Origin of the sequence: Kibdelosporangium philippinense, assembly GCF_021390435.2 — a bacterium.
GTDB classification, from domain to species: Bacteria; Actinomycetota; Actinomycetes; order Mycobacteriales; family Pseudonocardiaceae; genus Kibdelosporangium; species Kibdelosporangium philippinense.
The window spans coordinates 1,134,770-1,152,172 of the sequence record NZ_JAJVCN010000003.1 but is presented as its reverse complement, the minus strand read 5'-3'; the positions used below and the strand labels follow the sequence as shown (position 1 = coordinate 1,152,172).

Below are 17,403 nucleotides of genomic sequence, written 5' to 3'. Positions count from 1 at the left end.
CCGGGTTAACGCTTGACGGCATGAGTGGTAGACGTTTCCGGATCTTCCGCAAGCGCCCGCAGGACGACCTGCTCGAGCGCAGCATGCGGACTTGCCCAGGCTGCCAGCGTGACGTGCATGTTTTCGCCGCTGGCTGCCGTCACTGCGGCCACGCGCTGGATATCGCCAGCTGAGAGCCGCTTCACACTGCAGGACCTTGTCCAAGCGCGATACTGCTCGGTAACTGACATCGACGTTCAGGAGCAGATCATGGCTCGCCTTGCCCAGACCGCAGGACTGACCGACATCCAGAGCGAGATCCTGGCGACGGTCCGCGGATTCGTGGACAAGGAGGTCATCCCGCACGCGCAGGCCCTCGAACACGGCGACGAGTACCCGAGCGACATCGTCGAGGGCATGAAGGAGATGGGCCTCTTCGGCCTGACCATCCCGGAGGAGTACGGCGGCCTCGGTGAGTCCCTGCTGACGTACGCGCTGGTCGTCGAGGAGATCGCGCGCGGCTGGATGAGCGTGTCGGGCGTGATCAACACGCACTTCATCGTCGCGCACATGATCAAGCAGCACGGTACGGAAGAGCAGAAGCAGCACTTCCTGCCGAGGATGGCGACCGGCGATGTGCGTGGCGCGTTCTCAATGTCGGAGCCGGACCTCGGCTCGGACGTCGCGGCCATCAAGACGAAGGCCAAGAAGGACGGCGACAAGTACACGATCGACGGCCAGAAGATGTGGTTGACCAACGGTGGAACGTCCACATTGATCGCTTTGCTGGCCAAAACCGACGAAGGCGCACCGAAAGCGCATCAGAACCTGACCGCGTTCCTGGTCGAGAAGCCCGCCGGGTTCGGTGAGGTCGCGCCGGGCCTGACGATCCCCGGCAAGATCGACAAAATGGGCTACAAAGGCGTGGACACAACGGAAGCGGTGTTCGCGGGCTACGAGATCGCGGCCAACCGCGTGCTCGGCGAGGCGCCAGGCAAGGGCTTCGCACAGATGATGGACGGCGTCGAGGTCGGCAGGGTGAACGTCGCGGCGCGCGCGTGCGGCATCGCGGTCCGCGCGTTCGAGCTGGCGATCGACTATGCCCAGCAGCGCAAGACTTTCGGCAAGGCGATCGCCGAGCACCAGGCCATCGCCTTCAAACTCGCCGAGATGGCGACAAAGGTCGAAGCGGCACACCTGATGATGGTGAATGCCGCACGGCTCAAGGACTCCGGCGCCCGCAACGACGTGGAAGCCGGGATGGCCAAGCTGATCGCCTCGGAGTACTGCGCCGAAGTGACACAGGACGCGTTCCGGATCCACGGCGGCTACGGCTACTCCAAGGAGTACGAGATCGAGCGCCTGATGCGCGAGGCGCCGTTCCTGCTGATCGGCGAAGGCACAAGCGAGATCCAGAAGACGATCATCAGTCGCGGGCTTTTGCGCGAATACAAGTCCCGGTAGACCCTCGTGAGTGGTTATGCGTGTTCTAACCTCGCTAACCACTCACGAGGTCAGTACTCGACCCCACGCCCGGACGTGTAGTACGTCCGGAAAACCTCGCCGTCGTCCAACAGGAACACGCTCAACCCGAAGATGCCGCCAAGCCCGAGATCGGCGTAGAAATCGTTGCCATAAGCCGAATACCACGGCAGCGTCCACCCGAACCGGGACCGCACGGCGGCGATCTGCGACTGTGGGGCCGGTGACATCAGGATCAACCGGGTGTCACGGGCATTCAGATGCGTCTGGTCAGACGCGAGATTGTCGGTGAACGACCCACATCCGCCACAGACATGCGACGACCCAGGCTCGAGCATGAAGTGGTACACGACCAACTGCTGCTTGCCGTCGAACAAATCCACCAACCCGGCCGCCGATCCATCCGGTGCGGTGAACGTGTAATCCGTGGACAACTGGACCATCGGCAGCCTGCGGCGCGCGGCAGCCAGCGCGTCTGTGGCGTGCGTGATCTCCTTCTCCTTGACCAGCAAGGCATCCCTGGCTGCCTGCCACTCGTCCATTGACACCACTGGCGGACGGTTCATCGTGCGACCCCTTTCACTGATGAGTTCCCTGAGGAAACTAACACGGTAAGTTCCCTAAGGGAACCCTGAAGGGTAGAATCCACCCATGCAGCGGACGCAGTTCGGGGAGTTGGCCTGTTCGATCGCACGCACCCTCGATGTCATCGGGGAGCCGTGGTCGCCGCTGATCCTCCGCGACGTCTACGTCGGCATCAACCGGTTCGACCAGATCCAGCAGGACCTCAAGATCTCCCGCAAGGTGCTCACCGAACGGCTCAAGTGGCTCGTCGCCAACGACGTCCTCGACCGGCGGGAGTACTCGACCGGCCGGTACGAGTACGTGCTCACGACCAAGGGCATGGAGCTGGCTGACCTGCTGCTCGTCATGGTCCGCTGGGGTGATCGGTGGACCGCCGGCGAGGCTGGTCCGCCCGTGCTTTACCGGCACCACGCCTGCGGCGAGATCAGCCATGTCGAGCTCACCTGCTCGGTCTGCCAGAAGCCGATGCACGCCTCGGACGTGGACGTTCTACCGGGCCCAGGAGCAGCCGGGTTCGCGTCTTGATGTCCGGCTTGGCAGGATGGAAGCACTGCTGCTTGGAGAGGTGAACTGTCGTGGCCGGTGGTTTTTCTGGGACGGGGCGGCCCAATCCGGGGTTGCCGCGGTTGCCGACGCCGCCATCAGGCTGGCCGATCGGCTCCTACGAGACATACGAGGGCGCCCAACGCGCGGTCGAGCATCTGGCCCATGAGGATTTCCCGGTCACCGAGGTGACGATCGTCGGCGTCGACCTGATGCTGGTCGAGCGGATCGTCGGCAGGCTGACGTGGGCGAAGGTGCTGAGCACCGGCGCGCTGTCCGGCGCGTGGTTCGGTTTGTTCGTCGGCATCCTGCTGGCCTACTTCTCCAGCCAGGGTGTGTCGCTCGTTCCGGTACTCGTCGGCGTGGCCGCTGGCGTGTTGTTCGGACTGACTTTCGCCGCGGTCAGCTACATGTCCACTCGAGGACGGCGAGACTTCGCCTCGGCGAGCCAACTGGTCGCCGGGCGTTACGACGTGCTTTGCCAGCCGCGCAACGCCGAGCGTGGCCGGGACTTGCTGGCCAAGCTGTCAATGCGCCCATCGGGTAATACCCCCTAACCCAGGTGTTTCATGTGATCCCGGGATGATCTTGTGTTGAGTCTGGTTGATCTCGCGGCGAGCGATTCGAGAGATAGGCGCGAGCATGCCGCCGACCTGCTGTCGTGTCGGCCGCTCCGGGGTCTTTCGGGTCGTCGGGACAGGGTGGACGGGTCAGGTGAACGCGGCACGGATCCTCAACCACGCCTCGGCGATGGCATCGGCGTATTTCCAGGTCCGGTCGATACGGAGGCGGACCTGCCGGGCGCTGCGGGTGATGCGGGCGGCCACGTGCAACACCAGATTGCGGAAGGTGGCGATCTCGGCATGCGCCAACTCCGGTGTGCCGGTGAACCCGAGCAGTTTGGCCCAGCACACCAGATCCGTGGCTGCCAGCAGGGTTTCCAGCCAGGCGACGTTCTCATCCCACCCCCGGCAGGGAAGGTTACGCAGCCCGGCGGCTTTGCCTTCCCGGATGCGGTCTTCGACCCGGGCGTGCTGGCGGTGGTCAAGCTCCAGCCCGGCGTTCTGACCGGGGATCACCCGCTCGGGAATGTCGGTGATGAACGCGGTGATCCGGTGCCCGTCGACGTCGGTGAACCGCAACTGCGCACCGGGATGGGGACGTTCGGCGCGCAGCAGCACCCGGGAGCCTTCCGGCCAGGCTGTCAGGTCCAGCAGGCCGGTGACCTCGGCGACCCAGGCGCCGTCCCGGATCCCGCCATCCGACTCGATCGCGGATTGCCAGCACTGGTCGGGCACCTCATCCACGATGGCCTGGATGCGGGCGTCCACGGGGAACCCGAAGGAGAACCACACCCCACGATCCCGGCACGCCGTCGCGAAGGCGTGGGTGGCGCCGGCGGAGTCCGAGCGGGCCACCACCCGCACCGTGTCCGGGTCACCCGGCCGAGGCCGGGCGTGCTCGGGCAGGGCGGCCAACGCCTGCTCCAGCACGGTGACATGATCGGCGGCGGTGTTGCTGCCCGCGTTGCCCGGACGCAGCAACCCGGCCAGGGCCTCGCCGCCGGAGACCTCCGGGCGGTCCAGAAACGCCAGCAACGGGTGAAACCCGAACGTGCGTTTCCAGGTTTTCGCCGCGTTTTGCTTGGTCTCCGCGTGCGAGATCGTGACTGTGGCGTCGAAATCGATCCGCAGCAGCTGTGTCAGGTCCGGGGTGGCGCCGGCGGCCCAGGCCCGTTCCCGTGCCGCTGCCCGCGCGGCACGCACCCTGGACAGATGGGCCGGGTCAACGCGGTCCAGCATCCGCCAGGTGGTCGGCATCGACGCGACCGGCCCGCATACCTCGTGCCGGTCGCCGAACACCTCGATGTGGGAGACACAGTCGCCGCCATCTGCGATCGCGACCGCCAGGTCGGTGAACACCCGGCCTGGCGCGTGCTGCCACCGTCCGGCATAGGTGTCGGCCAGCGCAGTGCTGATCCCGCTCACCAGCCCGGTATCCCAGGCCAGTTCCCGCAGCATTCCGACCCCGGCATGCGACACGACACCCGTACCGTCCGCGCTGACCTTGACCCGGCGGGACCGTTCGATACGCTTCATCCGCGAAGTGCCTTCCCGTTCGAGAACCTGGACCCTAGACAAGTCCCAGTTTCCCTTACAGGGCAGGCACTTCGTTCTATCTACGGCTCGTGTCGCGGCTATCCGCGTGAAACACCTGGGCTAATACCTTGATGTAATCGTGTCTGCAGACAGCGGCGATTCGCTTGCGAGGGGTGATCAACCCGCCTAAGTTCAGTGGGCCCGAGCGCGTTACAGGTGAGGTTGGGCACATCCGCGTTCGGGGGCACACCGAGGTGCCGGGCGCGCGGTGAGGGGCATGCCCGGTTTCCTCGCAGGGACGAGGAGGCAGGGTTCATGCGCAGCGCCAGTCGCACGACGCGAAGGCGCCTTGTCGGGGCTGTCGGGGCGGCACTACTCGCCGTTCCGCTGCTGACCGCTTGCGGATCTGACTCGGGTACGACGATCAACGTCTATTACTCACCCGAAGAGGTCTTCGACAAGGTCGTCGCGAAGTGCAACGAACAGGCAAACGGCCGGTACACCATCGTCTACAACAAACTGCCGCGGGAGGGCGACGGGCAGCGTGAGCAGATGGTCCGCAGGCTCGCGGCGAACGACTCCGAAATGGACATTCTCGGCCTCGACGTCGTCTGGGTCGCCGAGTTCGCCGAAGCGGGCTGGATTCTCGAGTGGACGGGCCTGCACAAGGCCGAGGCGGAACGCGACGTCTTCCCCGGCCCGCTGAGCACCGCGCAGTGGAACGGAAAGCTGTACGCGGCCACCAAGAACACCAACGTCCAACTGCTGTGGTACGACTCGTCGCTCACTCCGGCGCCGCCGAAGACGTTCGACGAGATGATCGCGGCGTCCGAGCAGCTCAAGGCGCAGGGCAAGCCATACCAGATCCTGTTGACAGCGGCCGAATACGAAGGCCTTGTGGTCAACTACAACACCATCGTCAACTCCGCTGGCGGGCACATCCTGTCCGACGACGGCAAGAGCGTGGTGATGGATCAGGGCGCGGTCAAGGGGCTTGAGATCCTCAAGCGCCTCGCGACCGCTGGCGTCACCGCGTCGGACCTGAACGCGGCGAAGGAACAGCAGGTGCAGCTTGGCTTCCAGCAACCGAACAGCCAGGCCGCGTTCCAGATCAACTGGCCGTTCGTCTACGCGAGTATCCAGTCGGACGCACCCGACCGGTTCAAGAACCTGAAGTGGACGCAGTATCCGGGCGTGAACCCCGGCCAGCCGTCGAAACCGACGATCGGTGGGTTCAACCTCGCCGTCAGCGCGTACTCCCGGCACCCGCAGGAGTCCTTCGAGGCGGCGCTGTGCCTGCGTAACGCGGAAAACCAGAAGTTCCAAGCGATCGAGGAGTCGCTGCCGCCGACCATCCGCTCGGTCTACGAGGACACGACGCCGGTCGACCCGTCGAAACCGGCTGATCCCAAGGCCAATCCGACGATGGACCAGGCGTATCCGATGAAGGACACGATCGTGGAATCGCTCAACTCGTCGGAATCCCGGCCGCTTACTCCGGCGTACCAGAACGCGTCGACGGTGATCTCGACGATCCTGTCGCCGCCGTCGGCCATCGATCCACCGGCGACAGCCGATCGCCTGCGTCGTGAGCTGCAGGACGCACTCCAGTCGAAGGGAGTCCTGCCGTGACCGACACCGCGGTCAAACCCGCACCGGCCAAGTCCGGCAAGAAGGCGAAACCTGAACTGTCGGAAGGAAAGCGCGCCGAACGCAAGCTCGGCTGGATGCTCTGCGCGCCAGCCGCGCTCGTGATGGTCGCGGTCACCGCGTGGCCGATCATCTACTCGATCTGGCTGTCCATGCAGCGCTACGACCTCAGATTCCCCAACCAGAGCGAGTTCGTCTTCCTCGACAACTACGTCACCGTGCTCGGCAGCAACTACTGGTGGACGGCGTTCGGGCTGACCATGTTGATCACGGTCGTGTCGGTGATCATCGAGCTGGTGCTTGGCATGTGCCTTGCCTTGATCATGCACCGCACGATCGTTGGGCGCGGCTTGGTTCGAACGGTCACGCTGATTCCGTACGGCATCGTGACTGTCGTCGCGGCCTTCTCGTGGAAGTTCGCTTGGCAGGACACCACGGGCTATCTGAGCGATCTCGTGTCGCCCGGTAGCTCGTTGCTGACTGAACAGGTGCCCGCGTTCTTCATCGTTGTGCTGGCTGAGGTGTGGAAGACGACGCCGTTCATGGCGTTGCTGCTGATGGCTGGTCTGGCGCTGGTGCCGGACGACCTGCTCAAGGCCGCGGCGATGGACGGTGCCGGGCCGTGGCAGCGGTTCACCAAGGTGATGGTGCCGGTGATGAAGCCGGCGATCCTGGTGGCGCTGCTGTTCCGCACGCTCGACGCGTTCCGCATCTTCGACAACCTCTTCGTGCTCACGCCTGGCACGTCGTCGGTGTCGATCCAGACCTACAACAACCTGATCAAGGGCCTGAACCTCGGGATCGGGTCGACCATGTCGGTGCTCATCTTCATCACGGTCGCGATCATCGCGTTCCTCTTCATCAAGGTGTTCGGCACGTCCGCACCTGGCTCCGACCCAGGAGGTAAGCGCTGATGGCCATGATGGCGACCCGGACACCCGGCCGGGTGTTCCGCTGGACCGTGATCGACGTCGTCGTCGTGGTCTACGCACTGGTGCCGGTGCTGTGGATCCTGTCGTTGTCGTTCAAGACGAAGAGCACGCTCACCGACCGGAGCTTCATCCCGTCGGAGTGGACGTTCCAGAACTACATCGACATCTTCCAGACCACGGACTTCCTGCGCGCCTTGGTGAACTCGATCGGCATCGCGATCATCGCGACGGTGATCGCGGTGATCCTCGGCACGATGGCCGCGTACGCCATCGCCCGGCTGGAGTTCCCCGGAAAGCGCGCTCTGGTCGGCGTTTCACTGCTGATCGCGATGTTCCCGCAGGTCTCGCTGGTGTCCCCGCTGTTCGAGATGGAGCGAGCGCTTGGTCTGTTCGACACGTGGCCGGGCCTGATCCTGCCGTACATCACGTTCGCGCTGCCGCTGTCGATCTACACGTTGTCCGCCTTCTTCCGGGAAATCCCATGGGAGTTGGAGAAAGCGGCCAAGATGGACGGTGCGACGCCGGGGCAGGCGTTCCGCAAGGTGATCGCGCCGCTGGCCGCGCCTGGCGTGTTCACCACGGCGATCCTGGTGTTCATCTTCTGCTGGAACGACTTCCTCTTCGCGATCTCGTTGACCTCGACGAACGCGTCGCGGACGGTGCCGGCGGCACTGCAGTTCTTCACCGGCGCCTCGTACTTCGAGGACCCGACCGGGACGGTGTCCGCGGCGGCCGTCGTGATCACCATCCCGATCATCCTGTTCGTGTTGTTCTTCCAGCGTCGCATCGTCGCGGGGCTGACCTCCGGTGCGGTAAAGGGTTGATCATGGCTGAAATCGTGCTTGACAAGGTGACCAAGCGGTACCCGGACGGCGCACTGGCAGTGTCCGAAGTGGACTTCACGATCGCCGACGGCGAGTTCATCATCCTGGTCGGCCCGTCGGGCTGCGGAAAGTCCACGACGCTCAACATGATCGCAGGCCTGGAGGACATCTCCGAAGGCGAGCTGCGAATCGACGGCGAGCGCGTGAACGAGCGAGCACCGAAAGACCGGGACATCGCGATGGTGTTCCAGTCATACGCGCTCTACCCGCACATGAGCGTCCGGGAGAACATGGCGTTCCCGCTGCGTCTGGCCAAAGTGGACGACAAGATCGTCCGCGAGAAGGTCGAAGAGGCGGCGCGCACGCTGGACCTGACGCAGCACCTTGACCGCAAACCGGGCAACCTGTCCGGTGGTCAGCGGCAGCGTGTCGCGATGGGTCGCGCGATTGTTCGTAGCCCCAAGGCGTTCCTGATGGACGAGCCATTGTCCAACTTGGACGCTAAGTTGCGTGTGCAGATGCGGACCTCGTTGTCCAAGCTGCAGAAGCAACTCGGCACGACGACCGTGTATGTGACCCACGACCAGACCGAGGCGATGACCCTCGGCGACCGGGTTGTGGTGTTGCGCGGCGGGCTCGTGCAGCAGATCGGCTCGCCGCAGTTCCTGTACGAGCAGCCCGCGAACCTGTTCGTGGCAGGGTTTATCGGCTCGCCTTCGATGAACTTCCTGCCTGCGACATTGGCGGACAACGAAGTCAACTCGCCTTTGGGCAAGTTCGCTTTGACGGACCGGATTCGCTCTTTGGTCGAGGCCGCGGACGCGCCCCGTGAAGTGATCCTCGGCATCCGCCCTGAGCACTTCGAGGACGCGCGCCTGCTCGACGACTCGGCGAAGGCGGGCGGGGCGACCTTCACGGCCTCGGTGGACGTGCTGGAGTCGATGGGGTCGGACAAGTACGCGTACTTCACCGTCGAGGGCGACCAGGCGACGTCTCAGGAGCTGGAGGAACTCGCGGCGGACGCCGGGACTTCCGATGTGCCTGACAGCGGCTCGCAGGTCGTCACGCGGCTTTCGGCGGCTTCGGAGGCGCAGCAGGGCGGCTCGCTGGACATCTGGTTCGACACGGACAAGGTGCAGCTCTTCGACCCATCGAACGGCAAGAACCTCACCTACTCCGGCTGACAGCACCAATGCTTGCATGCTGGCACAGTGCCAGCATGCAAGCATGAGTCAGGTGCGCTGGCGAAGCGGTGCCAGACACCGTTCCGGCATCCGTGTCCACCGTTCCTGAAGGCCGTGTCCACCGTTCCGGAAGGGTGTGTCCACCATTGCTGAAGAGTGTGTCCGCCGTTGCGGCATGGTGTGTCCACCGTTGCCGAAGGGGGCAGCCATTTCGGCTTGGTGTGTCCGACGTTGGCCATGGTGAGGTGCCTGCTGTGGCCATGAGCGTTTGGCGCTGCCGCATGTCGCCCGGACACTGTCCGTCGACCGTTGCCCCGCGTCATTCCGCCATTCCGGTGCCTTGTCCGCCGTTCGAGTTCGATCGGCTTAGCGTGCGCTTTCGTGCGCGACGCTGTGCTATCCCTTCTGACCTGGGGAAACCACTCGGTCGGCCCCTGAAAACGGGCATCTCTGAGTGTCACCATGTACTTGGGGTGATCGATCATGGTGGAAAATGTCACTGTCGGTTGGCAGGTTGGGGCTGATGTCACTGACTGGCAGCTGACCGTCGAGTCGAGGGCCCGGCGTGTACGCGCCGACCTCGCCGCTCTGCCGCCGACCCCGGCAACAGAGGTTGCCCGCAAAGCAGCGGAAGTCTCGCTGGAGATCGTGGACGCGGCACTGCGCAGCGCGGACAACAAGTGGTGGCGTTCAGGCGCGTCCTGGTGGTCGGGCTGGCACATCGAGCGAGCATGGCGCGCCTTGCATGAAGCCGAGATCTATCTGGCCGCGGCCGATCCTGACCTGCCGTCGAGACTTCCGGGACTCAGGGCCAGGGTTCGGATGTACCTCGAAGACGGCGATCCGAGGCGCAAGGCCATGGAGCAGGAAGATCCTGACAGGGCAACGGTTGTCGACGCGATGCGCGCTGCCTTCGACGCTTCGGACGACGCGCACGCCGCAGCCCGAGCCCTGAGGAACAAACTGATCGTCATCAGCATCGCCCTTCTGGTCCTCAACACGGCTCTGGGGTTGGTCGGCGTGCTCAAACCGGGTCTCGTGCCGACGTGCATGCCGCCGAATCCCGCTGTGCCGCAACTGCTTTGCCCGACCGGAACCACAGCGCCCACCGGGTGGGACGTCTGGATGGTGCAGCTCTTCGGGGCCTTGGGGGCCACGATTTCCGTTGTCCTGCTGCTTATTCGGCGCCGACCTGACCTGAGTCCCTATGTCCTTATTGGGTATCAGGCCTTGGTGAAGATTTTGCTCGGCGCCGCGTTGTCGGTTGTCGGTTTGCTGGCGTTGGGCGCGGGTTTGGTCAGCGGGATTGTTTACGTTGGCTCGCAGGCGGCTTTGTTGCTCTGGGCCGTGCTTTTCGGGTACGCGCAGCAGGTTGGGACGCGACTACTCGACAACTATGCCGACCGGTTGATGGACGAAGTCAGGCCGTTGCCCGAGCGGGTCACAGTCGTGGCATCGAAACGCTAGGAATGTCCGTCCAACGCGCGATCCACGAATCGAGGGATGCCAGCAAATCCAAGTCCCGCAAAGCATGTCTGTGCAAACGGGCGGCGGCGAGGAGGGATTTGGACGTGCGGTCCATTCCGGTGACGTAGGCGAGGCATGCCCGAACCACTGTGTCTGCCGACGGCCGTGGCATGTCAGGCTGGGTGTCTTCGAGGGTCGCCGTGAACTCCGCAAGCGTCTGCGCGGCCAGTGCTGGCGGCACATCAAGCGATGGGCACTGCGCCAAAGCCCAATAGCCGAAATCGACCCACTTCTCTCGGTCACGCACCTCGTCCGACGAAGTCGCACGGTTGGTGATTGTCCTAATGCGACGCATCCACCAGCCCCACGGGCACGAATCATGCCGGTGCTTGGCGATCCATTTCAGGCGTGCGGCGGGGGAGAAGTTGACTACTTCCTTCATACTGCGGTAGATCGCGCGATAGTCGCCCCAGTCTGGCTGCGAGTGATCCTGGTGGAAGTCTGAGCCGATCCATTCCACTTCACCGCATGGCACGTGAACTGTCAGCGCCATTCTCGACGATGGCTGCCAGTACTCCTGGTATTCCTCGAAGAGAGGGCGAGTGGGCAACGGCGTCAGCGGTATGCCACGACGCGTGAGTTCGGCTTCCAGGTCGGCGAAAAGTAAAGGCCGGTTACGTGCGTTGAGCCGATGGGTCTGCACGCTGAAATGCGAGCCCCGAACTCCGTCGATTTTCCTTCTGTGCCAGAAGATCTCCACGAGGTCGTAGCCCCACCAGAAGGATTCACTATTGTCGTTGTCATACCCGAAGTCGCCAAAGACCCGGCGGACGACCGAAGGATCCAGGTCCGCGTCCACGCCAAGCACTGTTCCGGTTTCCACGATGTCGGCGAAGAAATCCGGATGTGCGTTGACCACCGGCACCCGGTCGCCCGGAATGTCCAATCCGCCAACGCCAACCGAACGAGACACGATGTTCGAAACCAAGCCATCCTGAACGTGCACAACCACATCCGACGCGGCGTGCAGGTACGTCCCATCCGACTGGGGTACAAGGGAAACCAAAGCCGCAAGCGCGGAGAATGGCACAAGTTCCGTTGTCCGGCCGAGGTTCACTTCGAAACGGGATCCCCAGAAGAACTCGACCAGACCGTAGTCCCAGGACGTCGGTGTTTCCCACGGATCGTCGCCGAGGTAACGCTGAACCTCCTGCTGGCTCATGCCCGCGTCCGCGCCGAGAAAGGTCCCGGTCCGCACGATCTCGGCAAAGAAGTTGATGTCCATTATCCCTTACGCAGCTTGGCTATCACGTCGTCATCCCAGCGGTGCGTACGCATCAGCCGGTACCGCTGCTCGCTCACCGCGAGGTACGCCTCGGCTTCCGTCCGGTCCCCGATCAGCCCGGCCTGCCGCAGCATGCTGACCACGGGCTCGAATTCCTCCGCGTAGAACCGGGCCGCGATCTCCGTGCGGTTCAGGAACTTCGATTCGTCCTGCATCAGCCGGAAACCCCATGCCTCAACGGTTTCGCTCAGGATCGTGTACTGCCACGGGTCGCTGAGCACCATCGCCGCACGGGCATGCCCGGACAACGGCACGCGTTCCAGGAACAACCTCCGGTCGTTCTTCACGATCAGGTCGCCGCGAAACCGGATCCCGTCCGCCGAGATCTTGGTCCGCACCTCCGTCACGTACGCCTCGATCGTGTCCTGCCCCAACGCGATCGCCACCGAGACCCGATGATGCCCGTCGGACACGAAATGCAGGTCGCCGACCCGGTACACCTCGATCGGCGGGATCGGCTCGCCGCGGCGCTGCGCCCGCGCCAGCCTCTCCCAGCGTTCGCGCAGGCGGCCTGAGGTCGGACGGAAGCGGCGGTCGAAGTCCCTGGTCCGGTCCATGCTGCCGACGATCGAGTCCAGGCGGATCACCTGCGAGCCGAGCCTGCGCTCGCCGGTGCGGCCGAGCGCGCCGACCACCTCGTCGAACGGGAGCATGATGTTCACGTCGTCGGGCTCGCGGCGCAGCCACGCCGCCAGCCTGGACAGCACCTGTTTGCGGCGCGCCCTGAGGAAGTCGTTTTCCGCGTCGGCACGTGGAAATCCCGTGTCACTCTGCACCGTCACCTCCTGGCGTGATGTCCAGGATCTTGTAGCCGACCGTGTTGACGACCCTGGTGTGTTCCATTCGCCGCTCGGGAACAGCCTCGCCATGCGGATGGACGTGTCCGTGTAGCAGCCAAGCCGGACGCATCCGGCGCACTGCGTCGTGCAGGCAGGCGAAGCCGCGGTGCGGTGGATCCTCACGGTCCCCGACCCCCAACGGCGGTGAGTGCGTCAGCAGCACGTCAACGCCACGCCCATCTCGACGGTACCGACGCTGAGCAGCGCGGGCGAGCGTTTTTACCCGGCGTGACTGCTGACGCTCGGTCCACTGGTTCGGCCCAGGGCTGTACCGGATCGAGCCGCCGAGACCGGCGATCCGTAGCCCGGCCACGTCGACGATCCGGCGATCGGTGTCCACCCAGCCTTGCGGGCCGGGCCACCGCGCAGGGAATCCGTCCCGCATCCACAGCCCGCGACGCCTGGAATATCCGCCCAGGTCCACGTCGTGGTTGCCGGGGACGAGCACGCAAGGCAGTTCCAACGCGTTGGCGAGGTACTCGAGGTAGTCGAACGGCAGGTCGCCCGCGGCCAGCACGAGATCGACCGAATGCCGGTGGACGTGATCGGTCCACAGCGATTCGACGACTTCGTCGGACACGGTCAGCACCTTGGCCACGGCATTGAGCGTACGACCGCATTTCGGCCGTCGCGCGGTCACGAGCTCGGCGGGAGAATCGGACACTCGCTGACGGGGAGGACACACAGGTGTTATCCGGCCTTGGCAGTCTCTATCAGGGATTACTCCAGCACGTCCGCGGCGCGTTCCCGGCACGGCAGGGCCGTCGCGTCGAAGACGACATGTATGTCACCGGTGGCACGCACTGGAACGGCTACAGCCTCGAATCGCTGATCAAGATGGTCTCGCGGGAGGCGAACCCCAGCCAGTTGCAGTTCCTGGCCGAGACCTGGCGCACACAGGGGCAGAAGTTGACGGCCAGCGCCGATGACCTGGAGCGTTCGTTGACGGCGCTGATGCGGTTCTGGTCCGGCGCGGGTGCGGAGGAGGCACGCGCCAAGGTTACCCACAACGCCAAGTGGATCTCCGGGCTCGGCCAGACAGCGACCAAGATCGCCGAACCGGTCGACGACTCCGGCGGCGCGCTGACCTCGGCACAGAGCACCATGCCGGGCGCGCCCAAAGGCGGCCTGTGGTCAGGTCTGGGCACGGCTGGCGGCGCTGCGGCGGCTGGGTTCGCGATTGGTGGGCCGTTCGGGGCCGCGGCTGGGGCGGTCCTTGGCGGCATCGCGAGCGCGTTCGGGTTCGGCAGCAACAAGAAGAAGCTCAAGCGCAAGGCCGTACAGACCATGACCCGGTACGAGACGGCCATTCTGGGCATCGACCGGGCCACACCGCAGTTTGGTCAACCATCGGACGGGATCACCGATCCCAGCTGGAACCGGCCGGGGGCACGTGGCCCGATAGGTACCTTGCCGTCTGGTGCCAAACCGCCGGGCACGTTCGAATCCGGGACGACGGTACCGTCCTTTGCGGACAGTGCCGCTGGGCGGTGGGGCGCGTTGACGGGCGTGGGCACCGGAAGCGGGATCGATGTCGATGCGTTGCGTGACAAGCGATTCGCTGGAGCGGTGCCCGGGGTCGCGGTCCCGATGACGGGCGGTGGCCGGGGTGGTGACACCGCCAGAGGACGAAGCGTTGGGTATGGGCCGGGCGGAATGGGTGCGGCGCCCGGCGGCCAGAAAGAGGAAGACCAGGAACACAAGCGCCGGTACCCGCACGAAGAAGACCTGTTCACCGGCGATCTGAAGGCCGCGCCGCCGATCATCGGCCTGTAGGGGAAGGCATCTATGTATGAAGAGGGCAAGGGCTGGGAGGTCAGCCCGGACCAGCTGCGTGAGTTCGCCGCGGCGCTCGCGAAGGTGAAAGCCGATCTGGACGCGGTACGCCGGGAAGTCGCCGAGTTCCGTGACCCCGCGTTGGCGCCGCAGCTGGGCACGAGCCCACCCGCGAGGGAGCTGGCGGAGAAGTTCACGGACCGGATCGCCGGTGACAACGGGCTTGCCGGGCAGTTGGAGAAGGCTGTGGCGAACCTGCAGGAGTTCGTTGACGGCGCTGAAAAAGCGGCATCGAAGTATCAAGAGGTTGATGAAGTAAGCAGGGATGGCTTCAGATGAGCGGGGACATGGTGCCGCAGCCGGTCGATGGGGCGAGTCGGGATGACTTTCGATGAACCACGACATCTCCTTACACCCCGTCGAAGTCGACCTTCTCTGCACCTTTGCCGAAGTAGAACCACCCTTCCCGCTCGAGATCCCGGACACCGGCCGCTCCGAGCACGAACGCGCCCTCGTGTTCCACGTCGCGCGTGAGCAACTGGCGGAACGTGGTCTTGCCGACGACGAAGGCCCCCTCGGCCTCGCCGACGAGTTCGTGCACCTGCTCAGATTCGGCAGCGGTGTGCTCGATCTCGTTGTCGCTGAGGAAAAAACCACGGTCGGCGCGGTCGTCCTCGCCTACCGGACGGACGCGCTGATCGTGGTCCAACGAGCAGACGATCCATATGGGACAGTCATCGTCCGCAAAGTCACGCTCGACCAAGCCGTCGACGAACTCTACGACATCATCCCACGCCTCGAAGCCGCATCAGCGACACCATTCACGTTGCCGCACAGCGCCTTACAGCAAGCATTCGAGGCACTGATCGCCGATCTACCGACCGAGGACGGTATCCGGCCACGCAAGCTTCCGCCTCGCGTGGTGGAGGAAATCCTTGCACAGCACGGTATCGACGATCGTGTGTCCCGTCGGATGGTCCAATACCTCCAGCCCGTGCTTGGCAATGGCCAAGCCGGACTGGCGCGAAGATCTGACGGCGACTGGCACCGCAAAGATGAAATCCGTTGGCTGGATACCGAGAACGGCCGCTACCACCTGGACGGTGACGGTGCCTGGATGAGCGTGAACCCCTTCGCCCCCGAGGAGATCCGCGCAGCTCTGCGGAAACTGGCCGCAGGGCTGCGTTAATGCTGGGTTGTTTCCATCGAGTGCGCGCGGGCACCTTCCGGGTTGCCCGCGATGGACACGGTGATCACGATCAGCCATGCGACGATCAACGTGACCAGCCAGAACAGTGGGTTGTAGAGGAACCGGGACATGATGTGCCTCCCTGTGTGGTGTCAGGGGGTGGACATGGGGCAGGGGACCGGATGACCGCCGAGCGTCAAGCGCTCGGCTAGAGCCATCGGTTCTTGCGCAACACCCGGTAGAGCCACGTGCACACCAGCACGATAAGCAGGATCACCAACGGATAGCCGAACTTCCAGCGAAGTTCCGGCATGAAGTCGAAGTTCATCCCGTAGACACCGACGACCATCGTCGGGATCGAGATGATCGCGGCCCACGCGGTGATCTTGCGGATGTCGGTGTTCTGCTGCAGCGTGATCTTGGCCAAAGTGGCGTCGATCAACGTGTTCAGCATTTCGTCGAACGCCGTTACCCGTTCGGTCACGGTCGTCAGGTGGTCGTCGACGTCACGGAAGTACGAGCGCACCTGCTCGGGCACCAGCGGTGTGTAGCCCTCTGCCAAGCGCCGCAACGGGTTTCCCAACGGTGTCACGGCACGGCGAAGTTCGAGCACTTCCCGCTTCATCAGGTAGATCTGCTCGGCGCTGACCAGGGTCCGCGGCGCGAAGATGGTCGTTTCCATCGTCTCGATGTCGTCCTCGAACCGTTCGGTGACATCGAGATAGCTGTCCACGATCCGGTCGGCGATCGCGTGCAGCACCGCGGCCGGGCCGATCTTCAGCCGGTCCGGTTCCTTGTCCAGTTCGGCGCGCAGCGACGCGAGGCCGGAGTGGTTTCCGTGCCGGACCGTGACGATGAAGTCCTTGCCGAGAAACGCCATCAGCTCGCCGGTCTCGACGATCTCGTTGGCGGTGTTGGGTGACGCGTGTTCGACGAACCGCACTGTCTTGAGCACCATGAACAACGTGTCGTCGTAGCGCTCCAGCTTTGGCCGCTGATGTGCTTGCACCGCGTCCTCGACCGCCAGTTCGTGCAGGCCGAAGGTGTCCGCTATGCCCTTGATCTGCTCCGCGTCCGGTTCGTGCAGTCCAATCCAGACAAAGCCGTGCTCGCTGCTGCGTACTTCCTTGATCGCTTCCGCGTGCGTCCACCGGCCGGGCACACGGGTGCCGTCGCGATAGATGCCGCAGTTCACGACGTACGCGGAAACCGGCACCGGGATCGGTGCTTGCACGTTGTTGCGCTCCGGCTTTCCGCGGAGCGGGCGAATCGCAGCCATGAGGCCTCCAACGTTCGTCGTGCTACGGGCGTCACACGTGCCGGAGTGGAATCGGGGTGATCCTCTCCGGCCTTGGAAGCGTCCCGGCCGGTACCGCGGGGCCTAGCGGGCGAAGCCGACCCGTCCGGTGGGGACGCTGCTGGTACTCGGCGCGCTATCTGTGCCACTCATGCGTCCTCACCTCCCAGGGTCGGGTCGTGTCAGCGGTGGAGTCGCTCACACACCAGTTG

19 protein-coding genes are annotated in these 17,403 nt (G+C 64.5%); 12 read left to right on the top strand and 7 right to left on the bottom strand.

The window, feature by feature from the left end; genetic code table 11:
• The first annotated feature begins 20 nt into the window (after positions 1-20).
• Both LWC34_RS37340 and LWC34_RS37335 read left to right on the top strand, forming a co-directional pair.
• Entirely contained in the window at positions 21-173 is a 153-nt protein-coding gene (locus LWC34_RS37340; protein ID WP_233729943.1) for a hypothetical protein, read from the top strand.
• A 76-nt stretch (positions 174-249) separates the two neighbouring features.
• Positions 250-1,443, top strand: a complete 1,194-nt coding sequence (locus LWC34_RS37335; protein WP_233729942.1) for an acyl-CoA dehydrogenase family protein — start codon at positions 250-252, stop codon at positions 1,441-1,443.
• A gap of 50 nt (positions 1,444-1,493) precedes the next feature.
• Here the strand turns inward: LWC34_RS37335 and LWC34_RS37330 are convergent, their stop codons facing one another.
• Positions 1,494-2,027 (bottom strand): DUF899 family protein, encoded by a 534-nt coding sequence (locus LWC34_RS37330; RefSeq protein ID WP_233729941.1) that lies wholly within the window; start codon positions 2,025-2,027, stop codon positions 1,494-1,496.
• Positions 2,028-2,112: 85 nt separating this feature from the next.
• Between LWC34_RS37330 and LWC34_RS37325 the strand changes: the two genes are divergently transcribed.
• Together LWC34_RS37325 and LWC34_RS37320 are read left to right on the top strand one after the other, a co-directional pair.
• Positions 2,113-2,571 carry a winged helix-turn-helix transcriptional regulator gene (locus tag LWC34_RS37325; RefSeq protein ID WP_233729940.1) on the top strand — a complete coding sequence of 153 codons (459 nt, stop codon included), beginning with the start codon at positions 2,113-2,115 and terminating at the stop codon, positions 2,569-2,571.
• 50 nt (positions 2,572-2,621) lie between these two features.
• The gene (locus LWC34_RS37320) at positions 2,622-3,146 is read left to right on the top strand and encodes a YflT domain-containing protein (protein ID WP_233729939.1); all 525 of its coding nucleotides are present in this window, start codon (positions 2,622-2,624) and stop codon (positions 3,144-3,146) included.
• 153 nt (positions 3,147-3,299) lie between these two features.
• Here LWC34_RS37320 and LWC34_RS37315 read toward each other — a convergent pair whose 3' ends face one another.
• Positions 3,300-4,688 (bottom strand): IS1380 family transposase, encoded by a 1,389-nt coding sequence (locus tag LWC34_RS37315; protein ID WP_233723285.1) that lies wholly within the window; start codon positions 4,686-4,688, stop codon positions 3,300-3,302.
• A gap of 315 nt (positions 4,689-5,003) precedes the next feature.
• Between LWC34_RS37315 and LWC34_RS37310 the strand changes: the two genes are divergently transcribed.
• The 5 genes from LWC34_RS37310 to LWC34_RS37290 all read left to right on the top strand — a co-directional run bounded on the left by LWC34_RS37310 (position 5,004) and on the right by LWC34_RS37290 (position 10,745).
• On the top strand, positions 5,004-6,320 hold the full coding sequence (locus LWC34_RS37310; protein WP_233729938.1) for an ABC transporter substrate-binding protein: 1,317 nt from the start codon (positions 5,004-5,006) through the stop codon (positions 6,318-6,320).
• Positions 6,317-7,252, top strand: a complete 936-nt coding sequence (locus LWC34_RS37305) for a carbohydrate ABC transporter permease (RefSeq protein WP_308200190.1) — start codon at positions 6,317-6,319, stop codon at positions 7,250-7,252. Before LWC34_RS37310 ends, LWC34_RS37305 begins: the two co-directional genes overlap by 4 nt.
• Positions 7,252-8,094, top strand: coding sequence for a carbohydrate ABC transporter permease (locus LWC34_RS37300; RefSeq protein ID WP_233729937.1), 843 nt, complete (start codon positions 7,252-7,254; stop codon positions 8,092-8,094). Before LWC34_RS37305 ends, LWC34_RS37300 begins: the two co-directional genes overlap by 1 nt.
• 2 nt (positions 8,095-8,096) lie before the next feature.
• Positions 8,097-9,278, top strand: coding sequence for an ABC transporter ATP-binding protein (locus LWC34_RS37295; RefSeq protein ID WP_233729936.1), 1,182 nt, complete (start codon positions 8,097-8,099; stop codon positions 9,276-9,278).
• A 483-nt stretch (positions 9,279-9,761) separates the two neighbouring features.
• Positions 9,762-10,745 (top strand): hypothetical protein, encoded by a 984-nt coding sequence (locus LWC34_RS37290; RefSeq protein WP_233729935.1) that lies wholly within the window; start codon positions 9,762-9,764, stop codon positions 10,743-10,745.
• On the opposite strand, the gene LWC34_RS37285 is transcribed toward LWC34_RS37290, so the two are convergent.
• From LWC34_RS37285 to LWC34_RS37275, 3 genes are read right to left on the bottom strand one after another with little or no spacing between them, the layout of a single operon-like run.
• Entirely contained in the window at positions 10,720-12,030 is a 1,311-nt protein-coding gene (locus LWC34_RS37285; RefSeq protein ID WP_233729934.1) for a hypothetical protein, read from the bottom strand. The two genes, LWC34_RS37290 and LWC34_RS37285, sit on opposite strands and share 26 nt — an antisense overlap.
• A complete protein-coding gene (locus LWC34_RS37280; RefSeq protein WP_233729933.1) occupies positions 12,030-12,866 on the bottom strand; it encodes a chromosome partitioning protein ParB in 837 nt (278 codons plus the stop codon). The genes LWC34_RS37285 and LWC34_RS37280 overlap by 1 nt, the downstream gene beginning before the upstream one ends.
• Complete coding sequence (locus LWC34_RS37275) at positions 12,856-13,527, bottom strand: metallophosphoesterase family protein (protein ID WP_233730964.1); 672 nt, start codon at positions 13,525-13,527, stop codon at positions 12,856-12,858. Before LWC34_RS37275 ends, LWC34_RS37280 begins: the two co-directional genes overlap by 11 nt.
• 89 nt (positions 13,528-13,616) lie before the next feature.
• Between LWC34_RS37275 and LWC34_RS37270 the strand changes: the two genes are divergently transcribed.
• From LWC34_RS37270 to LWC34_RS37260, 3 genes are read left to right on the top strand one after another with little or no spacing between them, the layout of a single operon-like run.
• The gene (locus LWC34_RS37270; RefSeq protein WP_233729932.1) at positions 13,617-14,705 is read left to right on the top strand and encodes a WXG100 family type VII secretion target; all 1,089 of its coding nucleotides are present in this window, start codon (positions 13,617-13,619) and stop codon (positions 14,703-14,705) included.
• 12 nt (positions 14,706-14,717) lie between these two features.
• Positions 14,718-15,044, top strand: a complete 327-nt coding sequence (locus LWC34_RS37265; RefSeq protein ID WP_233729931.1) for a hypothetical protein — start codon at positions 14,718-14,720, stop codon at positions 15,042-15,044.
• A 52-nt stretch (positions 15,045-15,096) separates the two neighbouring features.
• Positions 15,097-15,894, top strand: a complete 798-nt coding sequence (locus tag LWC34_RS37260; protein ID WP_233729930.1) for an ESX secretion-associated protein EspG — start codon at positions 15,097-15,099, stop codon at positions 15,892-15,894.
• Here LWC34_RS37260 and LWC34_RS57295 read toward each other — a convergent pair.
• Positions 15,891-16,025, bottom strand: coding sequence for a hypothetical protein (locus tag LWC34_RS57295; protein WP_284051792.1), 135 nt, complete (start codon positions 16,023-16,025; stop codon positions 15,891-15,893). The genes LWC34_RS37260 and LWC34_RS57295 overlap by 4 nt on opposite strands.
• Positions 16,026-16,102: 77 nt before the next feature.
• A complete protein-coding gene (gene corA, locus LWC34_RS37255; RefSeq protein WP_233729929.1) occupies positions 16,103-17,173 on the bottom strand; it encodes a magnesium/cobalt transporter CorA in 1,071 nt (356 codons plus the stop codon).
• Between the last annotated feature and the right edge of the window lie 230 nt (positions 17,174-17,403).